20 protein-coding genes are annotated in these 21,791 nt (G+C 52.3%); 4 read left to right on the top strand and 16 right to left on the bottom strand.

From position 1 onward, the window contains the following. Positions 1-138: 138 nt before the first annotated feature. On the bottom strand, positions 139-1,341 hold the full coding sequence (locus tag I9W95_RS01285) for a BaiN/RdsA family NAD(P)/FAD-dependent oxidoreductase (RefSeq protein ID WP_225670967.1): 1,203 nt from the start codon (positions 1,339-1,341) through the stop codon (positions 139-141). An 83-nt stretch (positions 1,342-1,424) separates the two neighbouring features. On the opposite strand from I9W95_RS01285, the gene I9W95_RS01290 reads away from it, so the two are divergent. Next, entirely contained in the window at positions 1,425-2,231 is an 807-nt protein-coding gene (locus tag I9W95_RS01290) for a lysophospholipid acyltransferase family protein (protein ID WP_225670969.1), read from the top strand. A 6-nt stretch (positions 2,232-2,237) separates the two neighbouring features. On the opposite strand, the gene rnhB is transcribed toward I9W95_RS01290, so the two are convergent. The 15 genes from rnhB to rpsB all read right to left on the bottom strand — a co-directional run bounded on the left by rnhB (position 2,238) and on the right by rpsB (position 16,710). Then, on the bottom strand, positions 2,238-2,834 hold the full coding sequence (rnhB, locus tag I9W95_RS01295) for a ribonuclease HII (protein ID WP_404818735.1): 597 nt from the start codon (positions 2,832-2,834) through the stop codon (positions 2,238-2,240). 23 nt (positions 2,835-2,857) lie between these two features. Further along, complete coding sequence (lpxB, locus tag I9W95_RS01300) at positions 2,858-3,994, bottom strand: lipid-A-disaccharide synthase (RefSeq protein WP_225670971.1); 1,137 nt, start codon at positions 3,992-3,994, stop codon at positions 2,858-2,860. Beyond that, positions 3,995-4,765 carry an acyl-ACP--UDP-N-acetylglucosamine O-acyltransferase gene (lpxA, locus tag I9W95_RS01305; protein ID WP_225670973.1) on the bottom strand — a complete coding sequence of 257 codons (771 nt, stop codon included), beginning with the start codon at positions 4,763-4,765 and terminating at the stop codon, positions 3,995-3,997. It abuts the gene before it with no gap. Beyond that, on the bottom strand, positions 4,762-5,226 hold the full coding sequence (fabZ, locus tag I9W95_RS01310) for a 3-hydroxyacyl-ACP dehydratase FabZ (protein ID WP_225670976.1): 465 nt from the start codon (positions 5,224-5,226) through the stop codon (positions 4,762-4,764). Before fabZ ends, lpxA begins: the two co-directional genes overlap by 4 nt. Then, positions 5,226-6,248, bottom strand: coding sequence for a UDP-3-O-(3-hydroxymyristoyl)glucosamine N-acyltransferase (gene lpxD / locus I9W95_RS01315; protein ID WP_225670978.1), 1,023 nt, complete (start codon positions 6,246-6,248; stop codon positions 5,226-5,228). Before lpxD ends, fabZ begins: the two co-directional genes overlap by 1 nt. Before the next feature lie 17 nt (positions 6,249-6,265). Further along, complete coding sequence (locus I9W95_RS01320) at positions 6,266-6,760, bottom strand: OmpH family outer membrane protein (RefSeq protein ID WP_225670980.1); 495 nt, start codon at positions 6,758-6,760, stop codon at positions 6,266-6,268. A gap of 44 nt (positions 6,761-6,804) precedes the next feature. Beyond that, positions 6,805-9,363 carry an outer membrane protein assembly factor BamA gene (gene bamA, locus I9W95_RS01325; protein ID WP_225670982.1) on the bottom strand — a complete coding sequence of 853 codons (2,559 nt, stop codon included), beginning with the start codon at positions 9,361-9,363 and terminating at the stop codon, positions 6,805-6,807. Between the two features lie 29 nt (positions 9,364-9,392). Further along, positions 9,393-10,733: an RIP metalloprotease RseP gene (gene rseP, locus I9W95_RS01330; protein WP_225670984.1), complete on the bottom strand. Its 1,341-nt coding sequence runs from the start codon at positions 10,731-10,733 to the stop codon at positions 9,393-9,395. Then, entirely contained in the window at positions 10,730-11,929 is a 1,200-nt protein-coding gene (gene ispC / locus I9W95_RS01335; RefSeq protein ID WP_225670986.1) for a 1-deoxy-D-xylulose-5-phosphate reductoisomerase, read from the bottom strand. Before ispC ends, rseP begins: the two co-directional genes overlap by 4 nt. Further along, on the bottom strand, positions 11,926-12,771 hold the full coding sequence (locus I9W95_RS01340) for a phosphatidate cytidylyltransferase (RefSeq protein ID WP_225670988.1): 846 nt from the start codon (positions 12,769-12,771) through the stop codon (positions 11,926-11,928). Before I9W95_RS01340 ends, ispC begins: the two co-directional genes overlap by 4 nt. Continuing rightward, positions 12,764-13,531, bottom strand: coding sequence for a polyprenyl diphosphate synthase (gene uppS / locus I9W95_RS01345; RefSeq protein ID WP_225670990.1), 768 nt, complete (start codon positions 13,529-13,531; stop codon positions 12,764-12,766). Before uppS ends, I9W95_RS01340 begins: the two co-directional genes overlap by 8 nt. Before the next feature lie 13 nt (positions 13,532-13,544). Next, positions 13,545-14,102 carry a ribosome recycling factor gene (gene frr, locus I9W95_RS01350; protein WP_225670992.1) on the bottom strand — a complete coding sequence of 186 codons (558 nt, stop codon included), beginning with the start codon at positions 14,100-14,102 and terminating at the stop codon, positions 13,545-13,547. Between the two features lie 2 nt (positions 14,103-14,104). Beyond that, positions 14,105-14,839, bottom strand: coding sequence for a UMP kinase (gene pyrH / locus I9W95_RS01355; RefSeq protein WP_225670994.1), 735 nt, complete (start codon positions 14,837-14,839; stop codon positions 14,105-14,107). Between the two features lie 185 nt (positions 14,840-15,024). Next, the gene (tsf, locus tag I9W95_RS01360) at positions 15,025-15,879 is read right to left on the bottom strand and encodes a translation elongation factor Ts (RefSeq protein WP_225670996.1); all 855 of its coding nucleotides are present in this window, start codon (positions 15,877-15,879) and stop codon (positions 15,025-15,027) included. Positions 15,880-15,963: 84 nt separating this feature from the next. Beyond that, positions 15,964-16,710, bottom strand: coding sequence for a 30S ribosomal protein S2 (gene rpsB / locus I9W95_RS01365; RefSeq protein WP_225670998.1), 747 nt, complete (start codon positions 16,708-16,710; stop codon positions 15,964-15,966). A 297-nt stretch (positions 16,711-17,007) separates the two neighbouring features. Here rpsB and map point away from each other — a divergent pair, with 297 nt between their 5' ends. From map to I9W95_RS01380, 3 genes are all read left to right on the top strand, one after another. Further along, positions 17,008-17,784 carry a type I methionyl aminopeptidase gene (gene map, locus I9W95_RS01370; RefSeq protein WP_225671001.1) on the top strand — a complete coding sequence of 259 codons (777 nt, stop codon included), beginning with the start codon at positions 17,008-17,010 and terminating at the stop codon, positions 17,782-17,784. Positions 17,785-17,787: 3 nt separating this feature from the next. After that, a complete protein-coding gene (gene glnD, locus I9W95_RS01375; protein ID WP_225671010.1) occupies positions 17,788-20,481 on the top strand; it encodes a [protein-PII] uridylyltransferase in 2,694 nt (897 codons plus the stop codon). Positions 20,482-20,578: 97 nt separating this feature from the next. Beyond that, complete coding sequence (locus I9W95_RS01380; RefSeq protein ID WP_225671012.1) at positions 20,579-21,409, top strand: pirin family protein; 831 nt, start codon at positions 20,579-20,581, stop codon at positions 21,407-21,409. The last annotated feature ends 382 nt before the right edge of the window (positions 21,410-21,791 follow it).

Consider the following 21,791-nt stretch of genomic DNA (forward strand, 5'->3'; position numbering starts at 1 on the left):
CTAATAATCTGCTTATACCGGGCTGTTACGCCCTAAGAAACAGAGGCAATTTCTGTTTAGTCAGGATAGTCAGAGGATTAAGTCGACGGTAACCGATGACCAGTTACCGGAATTTTCACTTCCGTTTGTAACCGGAGATCATACGAACTCCGCGGCGGCGACAGCGCTTGCCCATGCCCACTGGAAGTTAAAGCCGCCCAGATGACCGGTAACGTCCACGACTTCACCAATAAAGAACAAGCCCGGAGCCTGCTTTGCCTCCATAGTTTTTGAAGAAAGCTCATCGGTATCAACGCCACCAAGAGCAACTTCCGCCGTGCGGTAGCCTTCAGTGCCCGCAGGCTTCACCCGCCACTGATGCAATCCTTCGGCTATAGCGTCCATTTCTGCGCCACTGAGCTGAGCCAGAGTTGCAGCAGCCAGCGCATGGCCGTCCAGCCAGCGCTCAGCAAACTTGTTGGTGGTCAGCTCCGCCAGCCAGGTGCGTAACAGCAGCTTAGGACGTTCATGGGCAACCTGGCGCAGCAGACTGGCGCAGTCTTCAGCTGGCAACAGGTTAATCAGCAGCTCGTCGCCCTGCTGCCAGTATGAGGAGATCTGCAGCATTGCCGGACCACTCAGGCCACGATGGGTAAACAGCATGTCATCAAGGAAACTCATACCGCCACAGCTGACGTCAACCGCCAGCGCGGTGCCGCTCAGCGCCTCACTCAGAGCTTTGTTGCGATCCGTCAGGGTAAAAGGCACCAGACCAGCGCGGGCGGGATACACCTTAAGCCCGAACTGACGCGCGATATCATAGCCAAAGCCCGTTGCTCCCAGAGTCGGGATCGAAGGTCCACCGGTGGCAATCACCAGCGACTGACACTGCAGCACTTCGCCACCAGCGCTCAGCTGATAGCGGTAATCGTCGTTACCGGTTTGCTGGATATCAGCAACGTCGGTTCGCAGGCGAATAACCGCACCGGCAGTGGCGCATTCATCCAGTAGCATATTGAGGATGTCAGAGGCTTTGTTATCACAAAACAGCTGACCGTCCTTCTTTTCGTGATAGGCAATGCCGTTTGCTTCGACCAGAGCAATAAAGTCCCATTGGCTGTAGCGTTTAAGCGCCGACTTACAGAAATGCGGGTTATGGCTGAGGTACTTATCCGCTGCAACAAAGTAATTGGTGAAGTTACAGCGCCCGCCACCAGACATCAGAATTTTCTTACCGGCTTTATTGGCATGATCCACCACCAGTACCTGGCGGCCACGTGCAGCCGCCTTCGCGGCACACATCAGTCCTGCCGCTCCGGCACCAATGATCACAACATCAAATTTCTGTAGCAATTCCGTCATACCCTGTTCACACGCTGATCGATAGCGGCCGCATTATGCCATTAAACGCCGCAGCTCGAGAGATAGTTAGCCGGGAGAAAGATATGGAACTGTTTGACCGTACAGGCCTGATGGAGGCCACCGGACTGAGTCCGTTTAAACTGAATATGCTGCTGGCCTTGCTGAAAGCGCCAAGAATGGACCGTATTTACCGCCAGCTGGAAAAGAAAGAAGGCATCGACATGATTGAAGATGCACTGGCCTACCTCAACATTCAGCTCGACTACGATGAAGATGCGCTGTTAGCGGCGATTCCCGATGAAGGTCCGTTTATCACTGTGTCCAACCACCCTTACGGCTTTCTCGATGGTGTGATTCTGTTGCTGCTGATTGGCCGTAAGCGTCCGCAATACAAAGCTATCGCCAACTTCCTGCTGAGTTACTTTGCACCAATTTCAGATTTGTTTATCACCGTCAATCCGTTCGAGACTGCCAGTCGACGCAGCATGGGCGGCATGCGTAAATCTCTGCAGCATCTGCAGGATGGGGAAGGTATTGGCCTGTTCCCGGCCGGAGAAGTGTCCACCTGGTACAAGGGACAGCAAGGTGTGGCTGACCGTAACTGGTCTTTGTCCAGTATCCGCCTGATCCGCAAAGCAGCCGTACCGGTTATTCCGATTTACTTTCATGGTGCTAACAGCCTGAGCTTTCATACCCTTGGCAAGATTCATCCGGCGTTGCGCACCTTACGCATTCCCGCGGAATTTCTGAAAAAGCAGAACTCTGTGATTAAGCTGTCGGTGGATCAGCAGATTCCGTGGCAACAACTGGAGGCGCTGGACAGCGACGAGGCCATTCGCGATTATCTGCGTGAACGCACCTACGCTCACGCCGATACTTATCTGCTTTAAGAAGGGTTAGCCGAGACGGGCTTTGACCGGCGCATAGCTGCGCCGGTGAATATCACACGGCCCCAGTTCGCGCAGTGCATCCATATGCACTTTGGTGCCATAGCCCTTGTGCTTAGCGAAACCGTAACCCGGGTAAAGTGCATCCAGTTCGACCATTTCCCGGTCACGCTGTACTTTGGCCAGCACTGATGCTGCCGATATTGCAGCAACCAGACTATCACCCTTAATAATGGTGGTGGTATCCAGCGGCGTCTCCGGTGCTTTGTTACCATCGATCAGCGCGTGCTGACACGGCAGCTGCAAGCCATCAATGGCACGACTCATTGCCAGCATGCGCGCATTAAGAATATTGAGGCGATCAATTTCTTCCACAGTCGCGCGGGCGATACAGTAATCCAACGCTTTTTCGCGAATTTCGTCGAACAGACGCTCACGTTTTTTTTCCGTAAGCTTTTTAGAATCGGTCAGTCCTTCAATCGGATTGGCCGGATCAAGAATAACGGCTGCGGCGACAACGTCACCGCATAAAGGGCCAGCACCGGCTTCATCGACACCACAATAAGGAATTGCGGCATCAATCAGCGTTTGCTCAGCGACGGTCAGTGTCGCTTCAGACAGTTCTTCGCTCACGGCTTTTCCAGCAATTCGGCAATGGCGGCTGCCGCTTCGTGATCAGCGTTGCGTTTCAGTTGGCGGTGAATAAACAGGAAGGTCTCATGCAACTGATGCATGGCATCCGAATCTTCAAGTCGCACCAGTAACGCTTCCGCAAGATTTTCGGCAGTCGCGTCGTGCTGCAGATATTCCGGTACCAGCTCACGTCCGGCCAACAGGTTCGGCAGGGAAACAAATTCCTGCGTTACCAATCGCTTAAGAATTTTATACGTCAGTGGGGCAACGATATAACTGACCACCATCGGCTTTTTCAGCAACATGGCTTCCAGCGTTGCCGTACCGGAGGCCAGCAAAATTGTATCGGCTGCTGCCATACAGGTGTGCGATTGACCCAGTACCACTTTAACCGGCAGGTTTACCGGGAACTCCGCCAGCTGAGCTTCAATCTGATTGCGACGCTCGACCGAAGCTGCAGGGATAATAAACTGCAGATCATTGCGCTTTTGCAGCATACGCTCTGCGGTCTGCAGGAACAGCTGCCCCAGCCGCGCTACCTCACCGCCACGACTACCCGGCATCAGACACACGACCGGACGGGTAGTATCCAGTCCAAGATTTTCCCGAGCCGGATCAGACGGTGTTTCCAGCGGAATTTTATCCGCCAGATGATGGCCAACAAACGTCACCGGCACATCGTGCTTTTCATAAAACTTGGCTTCAAACGGGAACAACGTCAGCATCAGATCAACCGCTTTGGCGATCTTGAACACACGCTTTTCTCGCCAGGCCCAGACGGACGGGCTGACGTAATGCGCAGTTTTAATCCCCGCCTCTCTCAGTTTCTGTTCCAGCGTCAGGTTGAAATCCGGAGCATCAATGCCAATGAAGACATCAGGTGGATTTTTCTTCCAGTAGCGGACCAAATCCCGACGCACTTTGAGCAGCTCAAATAATCGGCCCAGAACTTCCACCAGCCCCATTACCGACAGACGCTCCATCGGCACAAAGCTTTTGAAGCCATGGGATTGCATCAGCGGCCCACCGATGCCTTCGAATTCTGCATCGGGGTATCGTTCTTTCAGGCTTTTGACCAGACCGGCACCGAGCATATCGCCCGATGTTTCACCCGCAACAATCGCAATACGCATTTAACGAATAATGCCTCGTGTTGCAGATTCAACGCTGTTCACCAACAGGCGAACACCTTTATCCTGCGCCGCCGCAGACTGCAACTCTGCCAGAGCTTCTGCCGTTGTCAGGCTGCTTCGATACAGTGTTTTGTAAGCATTGCGAATGGCCATAATACTTTCTTTGGCAAACCCACGACGACGCAAACCTTCACTGTTAATACCATGAGGCTTGGCTGGGTTTCCCTGTGCCATAACGTAAGCAGGTATATCTTTTAAAACAATGGTGCCTGTGCCACACATTGAGTGCGCACCAATCAGGCAGAACTGATGAACCTGGGTTGAACCACCAAGAATTGCCCAGTCGCCAATTTTTACGTGACCGGCAATATTGGTGTCATTGGCCAGAATACAGTTATCGCCAATAATCGCATCATGAGCGACGTGTACGTTCACCATAAACAGATTATTACTGCCAATAATGGTCGTACCATTATCCTGAACAGTTCCGCGGTGAAGCGTGCAGGCTTCACGAATAACGTTGTTGTCACCGATAACCAAAGTCGTTGGTTCACCAGCGTATTTTTTGTCCTGGCACTCTTCACCAATACTGGCGAACTGGAAGATTCGGTTATTTTTGCCAATGGTTGTCGGGCCCCGGACGACGACATGTGGTCCGATAATGGTGCCATCACCGATTTCGACGTTTGCTTCAACGATGGAATATGGGCCTATTTCAACGCCCTCACCGATAACGGCGGACGAATCAACGATGGCAGTCGGGTGAATCATGCTTGCTCCAGCTCTTGCTCTGCGCAGGTAATTACCGCCGCGCAGGCTACTTTATCATCCACCAGCGCACGACAATCAAACTTCCAGATACCTCGGCGTCCGCTCATGAAACGCGCTTCCAGAATAATCTGATCACCTGGCACAATCGGTCGTTTAAAACGAACATTGTCTGCACCGGCAAATAAATACAGGGTTGAAGGGGTTTTCTTATCGCCCAGCATGGTAAGACCCAGCAGACCTGCTGCCTGAGCCATAGCTTCCAGCGTGAGTACGCCGGGCATGATTGGCTGTCCCGGAAAATGTCCGTTGAAGAACTCTTCGTTAATCGTGACATTTTTCAGAACACGGATTACGGCGCCATCCTCGGCGTCGAGGTCAACCGACTGAATGCGGTCGACCAGTAAAAATGGATAACGATGCGGAAGAAGACTCTGAATCTCCTGGATGGTATGCGCTGACATCAAGCTTTACCTTCGTGGCGTTTTTCTAACTGTTGCAGCCGTTTGGCCATGGAGTCCAGTTGTCGGAAACGCGTCGCACTACGGCGCCAGTCCTGCATCGGCATTTGCGCTGTACCCGAAGCCCAGGCTCCTGGTTCAGTAATAGACTTACTGATAACCGTCATACCTGCGATATGCACACCATCGCATATTTCAAGATGACCAGTAATCCCGGCACAGCCAGCAATGGTACAGTGACGACCAATGATCGTACTTCCAGCAATAGCAGCGTGAGCGGCAATGGCTGTGCCATCACCTATTTTCACGTTGTGCGCGATCTGAATCAGGTTGTCGAGGATCACATGATCACCGATAACCGTATCTCCAAGAGCACCACGGTCAACACAGGTATTGGCGCCGATTTCTACGTCACTACCAATACGCACACCACCAAGCTGAGCAATCTTGTGCCATTGCCCTTTATCCGGCGCAAAACCAAATCCGTCAGCACCAATCACCGCACCCGAATGAATCCGCACACGGTCTCCCAGTACCACATCGTGGTACAGAGTTACATTGGCGCGCAGCAGACAGTCTGTCCCCAGCACACAGTGATCACCGATCACTGTACCTGCTCCGATTTCAGTACCTGCTCCGATAACGCAATGTTCACCAATACTCACGTTGGCATCAATTTTCACGTCTTCTGCCACCTGAGCAGAGGCCGCGATTGTCGCTGAAGGATGAATACCACTGACCATCACAGGACGGTTATCAAATATCTGAGAGAGCTGTGCAAACACGAGATACGGGTTAGCAACAACTAATGCGGCACACGGCACTTCTCCTGCCATCTGCTCATTAACGATTACTGCAGCCGCTTTGGTGTCTGCCAGCTGGGAACGATAACTGGCATTAGCCAGAAAACTTACCTGAGTCGCCGAGGCAGACTTCAGGGTATTCAGGCCAGTAATAATCTGGTCGCCATTGCCCTTAAGCTCGGCGCCCAGACGTTGTGCCAGTTCAGACAAGGTAAATTGCATGATGTCTTCCACAGCGCTTACTTGCTGTTCAGGCGTTCCAACAACAGTTTGGTCAGGTCGGCTTTTGGCGATGAGTAAACAACCGCACCGGCCTGAAGCACCACATCATAACCGCCTTCATCAATGATTGCTTTAAGCAACTTTTCAAGATCAGGCAACTGTGTTTGGAAAAAATCCTGCTTCCATTTTTGCTCAAGTTGTTGCAGCTTGCGGCCGTAGAACTTCAGTTCTGTAGAGGACTCTTCGTAGTCATTGGCCAGCTTACGACGCTCATCATCGCTCATGACGTCGCCGTCTTTTTCCATTTTTTCTTTCAGCGACAGCAGCTGCTGCTGGATGCCTTTGAGCTTCTCAATCTCGTTTTTGTTGTCCTGTTCAAACTTCTTGATGGACTCTTTTGCAGCATCAGACATGAACAGAGCTCGCTCCATGTCAACGACTGCTACCTTGCCACCTTCGGCTACTGCTACCTGCATAACCAGTGCTGCCATTACGGCTACTAACCAACGCATCCTCAGACTCCTTTGTCGTCGTTATCTATTGTTATATTGTCGGATCAGAAAACCTGACCCAAAGAGAATTCAAAGCCTTCTGTACGATCACCACGTTTATCATTCAGCGGCACTGAATAAGTAAACGTCAGCGGACCGATCGCAGTGATCCACGTCAGACCGACCCCCGTGCTCAGGCGTACTTCTGCCAGATCAATGCCCTCATTACAGTATGGGTGCTGCGTCAGAGTCGGCACCTCTTCATCGTAAGGGACATAGCACTCACTGGTAAACGCATTACCGGCATCAAAGAACACTACACTACGCAATGAGCTGCGATCTTCAACAAATGGTAATGGGAAAATCAGTTCCATGCTGGCCTCAGCCAGTACGTTACCGCCCAGTGCCCGCTCATCTTCCAGATAATACGGCGCAGTCACGACAGAACCATTACTGTCGGTTACATACACCGGCTTGTACTGACTGCCATTGCTGGCAGCAACTGCAGCACCGTCTTCGTCGGTTGTATACACCACTGTCGGGGCTGAATCATCGACAACCGGGCGGCCCAGTTCATCAAGTTCATACAGAGGGTTGCCATCTGCATCCTGTTCCACCACAGACACGACGCTGTACTCAGGCAGGCCTTTCGGACCCAGTGTATTGGAGGTATAACCGCGAACCGATCCGATACCACCGGAACGGAAGTTTTTGAAGAACGGCAGACGCTGCAGATCACCAAAACCATCACCGTAACCGAGATCCGTACGGAAGCGCACAGCCCAGTCCGTTGCAATCGGGAAGTAATAGTTAGCGGTATACGCCATCTTGAAGTAGGTCAGGTCACTGCCAGGAACCGAGATATCGGCCGATACTTTGTGCTCGGTACCCGCTGTCGGGAACAGTCCGCGGTTAAGCGAGCTGTAACGCCAGTTCAGACCCAGCGTGTACTCATTGAAGTTATCGCCTTCATTTTCCAGGAAGTCGATGATTTCTGCCGGTACCGTGGTGCCTTCAAACATCTCGGTATTCTGATAACCAATAGAAAAAGACAGACGCTGACGATTGGAAATCGGATAACCGAAAGTCACGTTACCACCCAGTGTGTTGGTCTGATAATCAGATACCGTACTCAGGCTGGAATAATCCGTCTGACGGTAGAACAGGTTAAAACCGCGACTCACGCCATCGATGGTGTAATAAGGGTTAAGGTACGAGAAGTTATAGGACTGAACGGTGTCATTTTTCTGTACACCCAGCGACATGCGATTGCCACTGCCCATAAAGTTATTCTGGCTGATGCTGGCGCCGAGGATCATGCCACTGCCGCCAGCATAGCCGACGTTAAAGTTCAGACTGCCGCTGAGCTGCTCTTCAACGCTGTAGTTCACATCGATCTGGTCGTCCGTACCGGCTACCGCAGGGGTTTCAACATTAACCGTTTTAAAGAATCCCAGTTGATTCAGGCGGTTTTTACCGGCTTCAATTTTATCAGTGGATGCCCAACCGCCTTCCATCTGCAGCATCTCGCGACGCAGTACTTCATCACGGGTACCGCCGTTACCCGTGAAGTTAATACTGCGCACATAAGTGCGCTTGCCTGGCTCGACGAAGAAGGTCAGATCAACTGTTTTTTCTTCGTCATTAATTTTTGGAATGCCATCGACCTTGGCAAAGGTATAGCCCTCGTTACCCAGGCGTTTGGACATATAGTCACTGCTGACGGTTACCTTACGTCGGGAGAACGTATCACCGTTTTTCAACAGATAAAGACGTGTAAATTCGTCCTCATCAAGCACCAGATTACCGGCCAGCTTCACCTCAGCAACGCTGTAGACATCACCCTCGGAAATGTTGATGGTGATATAAACACCCTCTTTATCCGGTGAAACCGATACCTGAGTCGACTCGATGTTGAAGCGTATATAACCGCGGTCCAGATACCACGAACGCAATGATTCGAGATCGCCCGCGAGTTTTTCACGGCTGTACTTATCGTCACTGGAGTACCAGGACCAGAAACTGCTGGTTTGCAGCTCAAACTGCTTCAGCAGCTCTTCATCAGAAAAGGCTTCGTTACCCACCACGTTAATGTGACGGATGCTCGCGACACTACCCTCTTCAACTTCAATATTCAGTGAAACGCGGTTACGCGGCAGAGCCACCACTTCCGTTTCGATATGTGCATCATACCGACCCTGCGCGACATACTGGCGCTCGAGTTCCAGAGAGATACGTTCCAGTGTGGAGCGTTTGAATACCAGCCCTTCTGCCAGACCAGACTGCTTCAGACCATCCAGCAGCATTTCTGTCTGGATTGCTTTGTTACCGGAAATTTCAATACCAGTGATGGTTGGCAGTTCCACCAGCTGCAGAATCAGTACATTGCCATCACGGTATAACTGCACATCGCTGAACAAGCCTGAGCGGAACAGATTCCTTGAAGCTGATACCAGGTCTGTCGACTCTACTTGTTCACCAACAATGACCGGAAAGGCCTCAAATACGGTACCCGCAGATACACGCTGCAGCCCTTCGAGACGTATATCTTCGACTACAAATGTCTCAGCCTGAACAACGGAAGAAAGAAACCCCAGCAAAAGCGTGAACAGCAAAGAACGCATGTAATCAGTATTCCAGTAATCCGCCGGCATCAGAGGCGGCTTAAATCGTTATAAAAGGCGACAGCCATCAGGCTGAGCATCAGGAACAGGCCAAACTGTAGTGCGGCCACCTGAATTCGTTCTGGCAGCGGTTTACCGCGTACCCATTCTGCAACCCCGAACAGAATATGCCCGCCATCCAGCATGGGGACCGGAAGCAGGTTCAGCACGCCGAGTGACACACTCAGCAATGCGAGGAAACCGATGAAGGACTCAAGGCCACCGGACGCAGAAGCGCCGGCTACTTTAGCAATGGTGATGGGGCCGCTCAAGTTCTTTACTGACACGTCTCCCAGCAGCATCTTCCACAGAGACTCCAGGGTAAACACTATGTAATCGGCGGTTTTGCTAAGGCCAATTCCTATACCTTCAATCACTCCGGCATGAGCAGTACGCAACCAGGATTCCGGCACATCCGGAACTGAGACCGCGGCACCGACATAGCCAATCTGGGTACCATCATCCAGTGTTTTCACCGCCGGGCGAATATCCACCGCCAGCTCCATGCCTGCACGATTAACCGTAAGAGACAGTAACTTTCCGGGTGCCGCTTTGATCACGTCGACCCAGGCATACCAATCAGCCAGAGGCTGGCCGTTGACGGCAAGAATGCGATCACCGGCCTGCAACCCAGCCTGTGCTGCCGCACCACCCTCGAGCACTTCGCCAATACTCGCTGGTAACTCCAGACGGCGAGGCTCAATACCTAAACCTGTCAGCGGATCCGGCACTTCATCATCCGACAGCCAGGAAGAAACTTCTATCTGACCCTGCTTAGCAAGACCATCCACATCTTTGAGTACGACTGGTATTGAAGCGTCCTCTCCGATATAACTGACCAATGCCCAGCTCACTTCCTGCCAGGTATTCACTGTACGACCATCGATGCTGATGAACTCGTCGCCAGTGCGAATACCCGCTTCCCACGCCGGTGTGTCCTGCACTACCTCGCCCACAACAGGGGCAACTCCAGTTACGCCACTGACTGAGAGCAGCCAGTAGGCCAGGAAGGCAAAAATAAAGTTGGCTACAGGCCCTGCCGCGGCGATTGCGATGCGCTGAACTGGTGTCTTGCGAGTAAACGCCTGATCCAGCAAATGCTCAGGCACCGGGCCTTCACGTTCATCCAGCATTTTTACATAGCCACCAAGAGGAATAGGCGCTACCGAGAACTCAGTGCCATGGCGATCGGTCACTGACCACAGCGGTTTGCCAAAGCCGACAGAGAAACGCAAAACTTTTACGCCACAACGCCGTGCCACCCAGAAATGGCCATACTCGTGGATAACCACCAGGATGCTGATCGCGATGATGAAATAAAGCAGGGTCACGCAGGGTTCTCCACACTGCTATTGGTTTCATTCAGTAACTGAAGTGCACAATCTCTGGCCCAGCGATCGGCCTCAAGAATCACTTCAACCGAGTCTGCGGCAGCCAGCGTATGGCGCTGCATCACATCAGAGATCAGGCTTGGAATACGGGTAAAGGGAATTTGTTCCCCAAGGAAAGCGGCAACTGCAATTTCATTGGCCGCATTGAGCACGGCGGGCATGGTACCGCCGGCATTGAAAGCGTCTCTGGCCAGACGCAGACAGGGAAAAGTCTCTTCATCCGGCGGAGTAAAATCAAGCCGAGCAATATCAAACAGATCCAGAGATTCAACACCTGCATCGATACGTTCAGGCCAGGCCATACCATAGGCAATCGGTGTACGCATATCCGGCTGCCCGAGCTGCGCGATCACCGAGCCGTCGCAGTACTGCACCATTGAGTGAATAACGCTCTGTGGATGAACCACCACCTGTATATTTTCTGCCTGGCAGTTGAACAGGAAGCAGGCTTCTATCAGTTCCAGCCCTTTGTTCATCAGGGTGGCAGAGTCCACCGATATTTTTGCACCCATAGACCAGTTAGGATGGGCCACAGCCTGAGCCGGCGTCACATTCTCCAGATCTGCCGCGGTACGACCACGGAAAGGCCCCCCGGATGCAGTCAGCAGAATCTTTCGAATACCATGGGCAGAAAAATCACCGCCATAGTTATGCGGCAGTGACTGAAAAATCGCATTATGCTCACTGTCGATAGGCAGTAGCTCAGCATCGCCCTCGCGGATGGCCTGCATAAATAATGGACCGGCCATGACCAGACTTTCTTTATTGGCCAACAGCACACGTTTGCCAGCGCGCGCCGCCGCCAGCGTAGGCAACAGACCCGCGGCACCAACAATGGCTGCCATTACCTGATCTACTTCAGCAGCTTCTGCCACCTCTACCAGCGCACGCGTACCACTGAGAACCGTCGTTTCGCAGCCACAGGTCAGCTGCGCCTGAACGCGTCGGGCGGCTTCACTGTCAGCCATTACGGCATAACGGGGGGAGAACTCGCGAACCAGTGCTGCCATCTCATCAGCACGCTTGGCAGCAGTAAGGGCAAACACCTGATAGCGATCAGGGTGGCGTCGAACAACGTCCAGGGTGCTCTGTCCTATGGAGCCAGTCGCACCCAGCACGGTAATCCGGCTTGTCATCCAGCCAGACCCCAGTCAAATACCAGCATAAAGAAAGAGAAAACAGGTACAGCAGCCGCCATACTGTCGATACGGTCCAGTACACCACCGTGCCCCGGCAGCAGGGAAGAACTGTCTTTGATACCACGATGACGCTTCATCATGCTTTCTACCAGATCGCCCAACACAGAGATCACCATGGTGACAACCGTAATAGCCATCAACACCAGAACTTCCTGAACAGACATCGGATCGACCCAGCGATCAATACAGGCTGCAAAAATCAGTGCCACAACCATCGTCGTCGCCAGACCACCCCAGAAACCTGCCCAGGACTTACCAGGGCTTACGTGAGGAGCCAGTTTGGAGTTGCCCCACTTGCGGCCGGCGAAATAGGCTCCGGTATCCGCACCCCAGACAATCAGCATGACATACACAATCAGCAGAGAGCTGTGTGGCTGGGTTTTAAGGTGCATAAAGCCAACCCACATCGGAATCAGCACACACAGACCCAGCAATGCGCGAATCGGACGCGCAGCCCAGATATCGGTGCCGCCCGGGTACTGTTTAACCAGAGCGAAGGCAACCACCCACCACAGGGTGCCGGCGCCGAGGTAATAGATCAGATATTCTTCATGAACCTTCAGGAAGCGAGCACTGATATAGAGTGCGACAAACACCACAACGGCATAGAGGATACGGCTCCAGTTTTTCTGATAGCCGGCAATATTAGCCCACTCCCAGGCGCCGATCGTGGCGATGGCCGCGATGAAAATCGCGAACTGTTTCAGCGGCAAAAAGAAGATGCCGACGATCATAAGAGGTGCCAGCACCAGCGCTGTCAGTACGCGTTCCTTAAACACTTTTCATATCTTCCTGTAGCTGGTCATCAGTGCGACCAAAGCGACGGGTGCGCTTGGCGAAATCCACTAATGCCCGGGTATATTCTTCTTCTTTAAAATCTGGCCAGAAGGCATCCGAGAAGTAGAACTCAGAATACGCTGTTTGCCAAAGCATAAAGTTGCTGATGCGTTGCTCGCCACCAGTACGGATCATGAGATCCGGGGCAGGGAGATCGCTCAGCCAGGTATATTGGTGGAAGGTCTGCTCATTAACATCGTCAAGAGCTAGGCTGCCCTTCTGAACATCTGCCGCAATACGTCTGGCGGCCTGAGCGATATCCCACTGGCCGCCATAATTCGCAGCAACAACCAGTGTCATCGCACTATTGTCTGCAGTCTGCTCCTCCGCTTCACGGATGAGTTTCTGCAATTGCGGAGAAAAGCCGGAGACATCCCCCATAATACGCAGTCGGATGTTATTGCGGTGCAACTTTTTGACTTCACGCTGTAACGCCATCACAAACAGCTGCATCAGAGCACTGACTTCATCTTCAGGACGACGCCAGTTTTCACTACTGAAAGCAAACAGGGTCAGAACTTCTACACCCTGCTTGACCGACAGTTCCACGACTGCACGAACGGCATCAACACCTGCCTTATGACCAGCAACACCCGGCATAAAGCGTTTTTTCGCCCAGCGGTTGTTGCCGTCCATAATAATGGCGACATGGCGCGGGGGCTGCCCACAGGCAGCCAGCGTATCATCGATACTGGTAGACATAGATGCTAGCCGGTTAAACCTGCATCAGGTCTTTTTCTTTATTCGCCAGCAGCGCATCGACTTCGGCGATGAACTTGTCAGTCAGCTTCTGAATCTGATCCTGACCACCACGCTCTTCGTCTTCAGAGATCATCTTCTCTTTCAGCAACTCTTTAATGCTGCCGTTCGCATCGCGACGGATATTACGCACGGATACACGGCCTTTTTCGGCTTCTGCACGCGCTTGTTTGATGTAGTCCTTACGGGTTTCTTCGGTCAGCGCCGGCATTGGCAGACGAATAGTGTCACCATTGGTTGCCGGGTTCAGGCCCAGGTCAGACTTCAGAATGGCACGCTCGATCTGAGGCACCAGATTCTTTTCCCAAGGGTTAATTGCCAGAGCACGGCCGTCTTCAACGATAATGTTAGCAACCTGAGAGATTGGAGTCGGAGTACCGTAGTAATCCACCATAACACCATCAAGAATGGCTGGGTTCGCACGACCTGTACGAACTTTTTTAAAGGCTTCGATCAGCGACTGAACGCTTTTACCCATACGCTCTTCGGCGTCATTTTTAATATCGTTAATCATCGTTACTTATCCTCACTCACGATGAGAGTACCATCATTGCCACCGGTCATCAGACGAGCCAGCACCCCGGTCTCGTTCATATCGTATACACGCAGAGGCATGTTGTGGTCGCGTGCCAGACAGATAGCGGTTAAATCCATAACGCCCAGTTGCTTTTCCAACACTTCCTGATAAGTCAGGCAGTCGTACTTTTCAGCGGCCGGATCTTTCTTAGGGTCCGCAGTATACACACCATCGACATTGGTGGCTTTCAGAACCAGATCGGCATTAATTTCGATACCACGCAAACAGGCAGCAGAATCGGTAGTAAAGAAAGGGTTACCAGTACCAGCGGCAAAAATAACAACATCACCGGTATCCAGGGCGCGGATGGCACTACGACGATCATAATGATCGACGACACCACTCATCGGGATAGCAGACATTACACGAGTTGGCATATTGGCGCGTTCCAGCGCATCGCGCATAGCCAGCGCATTCATTACTGTTGCGAGCATGCCCATATGGTCACCAGCAACACGATCCAGGCCTGCTTCGCTCAGAGCCTTACCACGGAAAAGGTTACCGCCACCGATAACCAGACCAACCTGAACACCGATACCGCGCAGCTGGCCGATTTCGAGTGCCATGCGGTCCAGAACTTTCGGGTCAATACCAAAATCAAGTTCGCCCATCAGGGCCTCACCGCTGAGTTTCAGCAGAATTCGTTTGTACTTGGGACTTTTTTGCTCGGCCATGGGTATCTCCAGAAAAAACGATTAACTCAGCAATAACAGTCAGGCAGTATTTTGCCTGTTCCGGGCATCTTTGCCCACCGACCCTGTCTGGTCGGCCCTTTCGGGACGAATACAAATATGCCGGGCGAGCCCGGCATATTATTGGGGTAGTCCATCACATTCAGAGACGGTTACCCAGCAGCGGATCAGCCTTTCAGCTGAGCAGCAACTTCCGCAGCGAAGTCAGTCTTTTCAACTTCGATACCTTCACCCACTTCCAGACGCAGGAAGGAGATAACTTCAGCACCAGCTTCTTTAGCCAGCTGACCAACAGTCTGATCAGGGTTCTTAACGAACGGCTGATCCAGCAGGCTGTTTTCTTTCAGGAACTTGTTGATACGACCAACCATCATTTTCTCAACGATTTCGTCTGGCTTGCCAGCCATGTCAGGTTGAGCCTTGATGATTTCTTTTTCTTTTTCCAGAACGTCTGCTGGCATATCTTCACCACGTACAACACGTGGGCTTGAAGCAGTTACGTGCATGGCGATGTCTTTAGCAACTTCTTCGTTACCGCCGTTCAGAGCAACGATACAAGCGATCTTGCCGTTAGAGTGAACGTAAGCGCCAACGGTTTCAGCTTCTACAACTGCCGGACGACGAACAGTGATGTTTTCACCGATTTTCTGAACCAGAGCTTCACGAGCATTTTCCAGATCACCAGCCATCAGAGCTGCAACATCAGTCTCTTTGGTTTCAGCCAGTTTAGCTACAACAGTGTCTGCGAATGCATTGAAGTTAGCATCACCAGCAGCGAAGTCAGTTTCAGAGTTAACTTCTACAGCGACAGCTACGCCAGCGTTAACAACTACACGGATTTTACCTTCAGCAGCGGTACGGTCAGCTTTCTTAGCAGCTTTCAGACCTGAGTTCTTACGCAGGTTTTCAATTGCCAGATCAATGTTGCCTTCGGCTTCGTTCAGTGCTTTTTTGCACTCCATCATGCCCAGACCGGTACGCTCGCGCAGTTCTTTAACCATTGCGGCAGAAACGTTTGCCATGTGTGTATTCCTCTTCAGTTAACTTGTCAGTACTTTTTGCACTTAAAAAAAGGGGGCAAGCCCCCTTTTTCAGAGCGACCGATATTACTCAGCAGCATCCTGAGCTGGTGCTTCTTCTACCGCTACGAATTCGTCAGCGGCAACACCGTTCTGCTGCTTACCTTCCAGAACCGCGTCTGCTACTGCAGTTGCGTAGATCTGGATAGCACGGATCGCATCGTCGTTACCTGGGATAACGTAATCAACGCCATCTGGGTTAGAGTTGGTATCAACGATACCAATTACAGGAATACCCAGTTTGTTAGCTTCCTGAACAGCGATGCGCTCGTGGTCAACGTCGATCACGAACAGTGCGTCTGGCAGACCACCCATTTCTTTGATACCACCGATAGAGCGCTCCAGCTTCTCCATCTCACGGGTACGCATCAGGGCTTCTTTCTTGGTCAGCTGTTCGAAAGTACCATCGTTTTGTTGCGCTTCGAGGTCACGCAGACGCTTGATGGACTGACGGATGGTTTTGTAGTTGGTCAGCATACCGCCCAACCAGCGGTGTGCTACGAAAGGCATGCTGCTACGTTCAGCTTGCTCTTTCATGATCTTACCTGCAGCGCGCTTAGTACCAACAAACAGAACTTTGTTGTTTTTAGCAGCCAGAGCTTCAACAATTTTCAGTGCATCGTTCAGAGCCGGAACAGTTTGCTCCAGGTTGATGATGTGAATCTTGTTACGAGCACCAAAAATGTATTTGCCCATTTTTGGGTTCCAGTAACGAGTCTGGTGACCGAAGTGTACGCCTGCTTTCAGCAGGTCACGCATGCTAACTTGTGCCATTTCTATATACCTTAATAATTGGGTTAGGCCTCCACATCCCCGCTTCTCCGACCTGGGCCTTAGCCCGGGCACCCCGAATCAGCGTTGCGGAATGTGTGTGTCATTTACGTCAGATCCCATCGGGATTCCGCGGCGCTCTCAGCGCGGGCGCTTTATACCATTTTGACGTGCCAAATGCCAGCCCCTGTCACCCGACAGTAGCTCCTCAGACGACACCGGCGACGGATTGGTTCAATCCCGCCGCTACAACAAGTACAATGGTTGTTTGTAACCATTCTCAGGTAGTTGAAGTCCCCCATGAACGTCACCATCAAGACTCCGGATGAAATCGAGAAAATGCGCGTTGCTGGCCGCCTGGCAGCTGAAGTCCTGGAAATGATCGGGCCCTACGTTAAGCCCGGCGTATCAACCGGTGAGCTTGATCGCATATGCCACGATTACATCGTCAACGTTCAGAATGCCATCCCTGCCCCACTCAACTACCGCGGCTTTCCGAAGTCTATCTGCACCTCCATCAATCAGGTGATCTGTCACGGTATCCCCAGCGACGACAAACTCCTGAAGAAAGGTGACATCATCAACATCGACATTACCGTAATCAAAGATGGCTACCACGGTGATACCAGCGCCATGTTTTTTGTCGGTGAGGCATCACCAGCGAACAAGCGACTGGTCGAGATCACGCAGGAATGCCTGTACATGGGGATCGATCTGGTCAAACCAGGCGCCCGACTGGGTGATATTGGCCATGTCATTCAGAAGCATGCTGAGTCAAATCATTACTCCATCGTGCGTGAATATTGCGGCCACGGGATTGGCAAAGAGTTCCATGAGGACCCACAGGTTCTGCATTACGGCAAACCCGGCACCGGCATGGAACTGAAGGAAGGTATGACCTTTACCATCGAACCAATGCTCAATCAGGGCAGCCGCTTCAGCAAACTGATGAAAGATGGATGGACCGTTGTCACCAAGGACCGCAAGCCATCAGCTCAATGGGAACACACCATTCTGGTCACTGCGACTGGTTGCGAAGTTCTGACCAAGCGTCAGGATGAAGATCGCTGGAAATAAGCGATGGACGCCATGGTGCCCCAACTGCCCCAGATAGACGAAACCGAGCTGCTCAACCAATTGGCTCAGTCGGTCTCGCCGATTCCGGTTGTCAAACCGCTGCTGGCGAATATCCAGCAGGAGGCATACACCTATTTCAGGGCCACCCTGGACGCCAACACCCTCGTTCGCCACCGCGCGAGCCTTATTGATAAGCTTCTGGCGTGCCTGTGGCGCCATCAGGGATTACCCGAAAAAGACCTTACTCTGGTTGCCGTGGGAGGCTATGGCAGGGGTGAGCTGCACCCGTTCTCTGATATTGACGTCCTGTTGCTATGCCGTGACGAGAACGCCATCAACACCTATGCAGAACAACTTCAGTCGTTCATCACACTGATGTGGGATATCAAACTGGATGTCGGCCATAGCGTCCGAACACTGGCAGAGTGCGTCACCGAAGCAGAGAAAGATCTCACCATCATCACCAACATGATGGAAAGCCGGACTCTCGCCGGAGATCGCACCCTGCACGGTGAGCTGGTAAAGGCCACAACACCAGAGCACATCTGGCCTGCGCAGAGCTTTTTTACCGCCAAATGGCAGGAGCTGCAGGACCGTCACAAAAAGCATAACGATTCTGAATACAACCTTGAGCCCAACGTTAAAAACTCGCCCGGTGCACTGCGTGATATCCAGACCATCACCTGGGTCACCATGCGCTACTTCGGCGAAGGCTCATTAAACGCCCTTGAAGAGCGTGGATTTCTGACAGACTTTGAACGTGAGCGCCTGCAGCGCAGTCTCGACTTCCTGTGGCAGGTTCGTTATGCATTGCACATGCTGGCAGGCCGCGAAGAAGACCGACTGCTGTTTGATTTACAGCGTGAAATCGCAACGCTGCTGGGCTTTCAGGACGATAAGCAAATGCTCGGCGTAGAACGCTTTATGTCGCGCTTCTACCGTAATCAGCTGGCCACTAACGAACTATCAGACCTTCTGCTGCTTCACTTCAACGAAGATTTCATGAAGTGCGACAAAGCCAACACCCATGAAGAGCTCAATGAGCATTTTGCCCTGTGTAATGGCTATCTGCAGCTGAAAGATCCGGACCTGTTCAAGAAAGAACCAGCCTGGCTGCTGAACGTGTTCTACCTGATGACACAGACACCGCAGGCCAAAGGTATTCACTCCGATACCATCCGTGCGCTGCGCGACCACCGCCACCTGATAGATGACGACTTCCGCCAGAACACCGAGCACAATCGCATCTTCATGAAACTCATGTGCAATCGCTCGCGTGTGGTACGTGAACTCACCCGCATGATGCGTTATGGCATTCTTGGTCGTTATATCCCGGAATTTGGCAGTATCATCGGCATGATGGAGCACGACCTGTTCCATATCTACACCGTCGACGAACACAGCTTCCGTATGATGCGCTTCCTCCGCCATCTGCGCTTCAGCCAGGAACGAGAGCAGTTTCCAATTGCCTCCTCACTGATTCATCGCGTGCAAAAGAAGGAAGTGCTTTACCTGACAGCCCTGCTACACGATTCCGGCAAAAGCCTGGAAGGCGATCACACCGCCAATGGCGGTGAAATAGCCAAAGCATTCTGTCGCCAGCATAATCTGCGTCCGACTGACAGCCATATGGTAGCCTGGCTGTGTGGCAACCACCTGCTGATGTCTCAGGCCTCGCAACGACTGGACCTGAACAACCCGGAAGATATTCATCAGTTCGCCCTGGAAGTCGGTGATCAGCATCATCTGGAGATGCTGTACCTGATCTCCATTGCCGATATCGTCAGCACCAACCCGAAAGCCTGGACCAGCTGGCGCGCCGAACAGATGCGCGACCTCTATCGCAACACTCAGGTTGCCCTGCGCCGCGGCCTCGGTAATCCTCTGAACAAAGAAGACTGGATCGAAGAGATCCAGCAGGAAGCCCTGAAACAGCTGATTGCCAAAGGCCTGACCGAAGATCAGGTACGCGACATCTGGGGTACGCCCGGTGATGATTATTTCCTGCGCGAAGGCATCGACAACATTGTCTGGCAAACGCTGGAGATTCACTCCCACGGCGACAGCTCGCGACCATTGGTTTCTATCCGGCAGACCTCGGACCGCCAGTTTGAAGGGGCGACACAGATCTTCATTTTCATGAAAGATCAGCTCAATCTGTTTGCCGCCACAACGGCAACCCTCGACCAGCTCAATCTTAATATTCAGGACGCCCGCATTATGACCTCAGAAACTGAGCATAATGCCGTGGACACCTACATCGTGCTGGACGAAGACAATCAGCCGATTGATGACCCGCAACGTATCGAACAGATTCGTAATACTCTGATCGAAGCGCTGGCTCATCCGGAAGAGTATTCCACCATCATTCAGCGCCGCACACCGCGCATGCTTAAACAATTCCAGGTAGAAACTCAGGTATTCATGAGTAACGACCCGGTGATGCAGCGAACCGTATTGGAAGTGGTTGCCGCTGACCGCCCCGGGTTACTGGCGCGTATGGGAGCTATCTTTGCAGAGTTCGGCACCCAGATGCAGGGAGCTAAAATTCTGACCGAAGGTGAGCGCGTCTCCGACATATTCTTCATCCTCAACGAACAGGGACTCCCTTTCTCGGACGTTGAGCAATGCCAGCGCCTGCAGCAGGCAATTATTGAAGGCCTGGATGACCAGGTAGAAGTTCAGAGCGCTGTGTGACCGCCAGCGCTTTCGAATAAACCCTACGAAAAAATTCACTCAATTCATTTACTGCTCGGGCGTACAGTAAGCATTAAGCTAATCGTTCGGAGCTACTATGAATGCCCAAAGCATATCGATGATCATCCCCAGTCGACCGACCTCAGACGGCGATGGTGTGAAAATCCGTCGCGTGCCTATGTTCGACAACCGCGCTACCGACCCATTCCTGATGATTGACGAGTTGTTATCAGACAATCCTGATGACTTTATCGGAGGGTTTCCACCACACCCCCACAGAGGCATGGAAACACTGACCTACCTGATTCACGGATCACTCGAACACAGAGATCACGCAGGCAACCAGGGAATGATCAACAGTGGTGGTGCACAGTGGATGTCTGCCGGACGAGGAATTATCCACAGCGAAATGCCCGCAAGAGAAATGCAGAAGCTGCATGGTTTCCAGCTGTGGATTAACCTGCCAGCCAGTGAAAAAATGCAACCGCCAAAGTACCGCGATGTGCCTGCCGAAGAAATTCCGCAAGCAAACGGAAACGGCTGGCAGGCGAGCATCATCGCCGGCGACTGGCAGCTGGATGAGCAGCATGTCTCCGGCCCACTGAACGATCTGGCAGCTGATGCAGCCTACGCCGATCTCTCTCTGGCCGCAGTAGCCTCTGTACAGCTCACAGTCAGCCCACAACAGACACTGCTCGCCTTCGTGTTTGAAGGACAGCTCGACAGCACCCCGGAAGCACCAGAGAAGTCTATGCTGGTTTTCCCACAAGGTGAGAGCGTCAGGTTAAGCAGCACTCATGGCGCGCGTATGATCCTGCTGCGCGGTACACCGATCCGCGAGAAGGTGGTTCATTACGGACCGTTCGTGATGAACAGCATCGAAGAGATCAATCAGGCCATTGCTGATTACAACAGCGGTAATTTCTGATCAGGCATCCGACTGAACAGATAAAGCCCTGACGGTTATCCGCCAGGGCTTTTTTTGTATTCACTGCGTATTTATTTCTGAGAAGCAGATAAAGAAAAACCCCAGCAGGTTGCCCTGCTGGGGTTTTGGATAAGAGCTTGATCGGCGAAGCCAACTCCACAATGACCAGAACCTGCGAAGCAGGTAGGTCATCGGAAAGCGCGCAATGATTTGGCAGCCAGGAAGCCAGCCAACACAGCGAAGCTGCCCGAAGGGTTGGGCACCATGGATGTGCGCAATGAAAAAAGCCCCGCCAGCATTAGCTGACGGGGCTTCGAATAAGAGCTTGACGATGACCTACTCTCACATGGGGACTCCCCACACTACCATCGGCGATGCTGCG

It is taken from the genome of Thalassolituus marinus (genome assembly GCF_020320395.1).
GTDB lineage: Bacteria > Pseudomonadota > Gammaproteobacteria > Pseudomonadales > Oceanobacteraceae > Venatoribacter > Venatoribacter marinus.

What these genes read in the sequence shown, in the direction of transcription:
- pyrH (WP_225670994.1), bottom strand. Translation starts at nt 14,839, where the DNA reads ATGGCCGAGCAAAAAAGTCCCAAGTACAAACGAATTCTGCTGAAACTC.
- frr (WP_225670992.1), bottom strand. Translation starts at nt 14,102, where the DNA reads ATGATTAACGATATTAAAAATGACGCCGAAGAGCGTATGGGTAAAAGC.
- rpsB (WP_225670998.1), bottom strand. Translation starts at nt 16,710, where the DNA reads ATGGCACAAGTTAGCATGCGTGACCTGCTGAAAGCAGGCGTACACTTC.
- map (WP_225671001.1), top strand. Translation starts at nt 17,008, where the DNA reads ATGAACGTCACCATCAAGACTCCGGATGAAATCGAGAAAATGCGCGTT.
- uppS (WP_225670990.1), bottom strand. Translation starts at nt 13,531, where the DNA reads ATGTCTACCAGTATCGATGATACGCTGGCTGCCTGTGGGCAGCCCCCG.
- bamA (WP_225670982.1), bottom strand. Translation starts at nt 9,363, where the DNA reads ATGCGTTCTTTGCTGTTCACGCTTTTGCTGGGGTTTCTTTCTTCCGTT.
- tsf (WP_225670996.1), bottom strand. Translation starts at nt 15,879, where the DNA reads ATGGCAAACGTTTCTGCCGCAATGGTTAAAGAACTGCGCGAGCGTACC.
- lpxD (WP_225670978.1), bottom strand. Translation starts at nt 6,248, where the DNA reads ATGCAATTTACCTTGTCTGAACTGGCACAACGTCTGGGCGCCGAGCTT.
- I9W95_RS01290 (WP_225670969.1), top strand. Translation starts at nt 1,425, where the DNA reads ATGGAACTGTTTGACCGTACAGGCCTGATGGAGGCCACCGGACTGAGT.
- fabZ (WP_225670976.1), bottom strand. Translation starts at nt 5,226, where the DNA reads ATGTCAGCGCATACCATCCAGGAGATTCAGAGTCTTCTTCCGCATCGT.
- glnD (WP_225671010.1), top strand. Translation starts at nt 17,788, where the DNA reads ATGGACGCCATGGTGCCCCAACTGCCCCAGATAGACGAAACCGAGCTG.
- I9W95_RS01380 (WP_225671012.1), top strand. Translation starts at nt 20,579, where the DNA reads ATGAATGCCCAAAGCATATCGATGATCATCCCCAGTCGACCGACCTCA.
- I9W95_RS01320 (WP_225670980.1), bottom strand. Translation starts at nt 6,760, where the DNA reads ATGCGTTGGTTAGTAGCCGTAATGGCAGCACTGGTTATGCAGGTAGCA.
- lpxB (WP_225670971.1), bottom strand. Translation starts at nt 3,994, where the DNA reads ATGCGTATTGCGATTGTTGCGGGTGAAACATCGGGCGATATGCTCGGT.
- lpxA (WP_225670973.1), bottom strand. Translation starts at nt 4,765, where the DNA reads ATGATTCACCCGACTGCCATCGTTGATTCGTCCGCCGTTATCGGTGAG.
- I9W95_RS01285 (WP_225670967.1), bottom strand. Translation starts at nt 1,341, where the DNA reads ATGACGGAATTGCTACAGAAATTTGATGTTGTGATCATTGGTGCCGGA.
- ispC (WP_225670986.1), bottom strand. Translation starts at nt 11,929, where the DNA reads ATGACAAGCCGGATTACCGTGCTGGGTGCGACTGGCTCCATAGGACAG.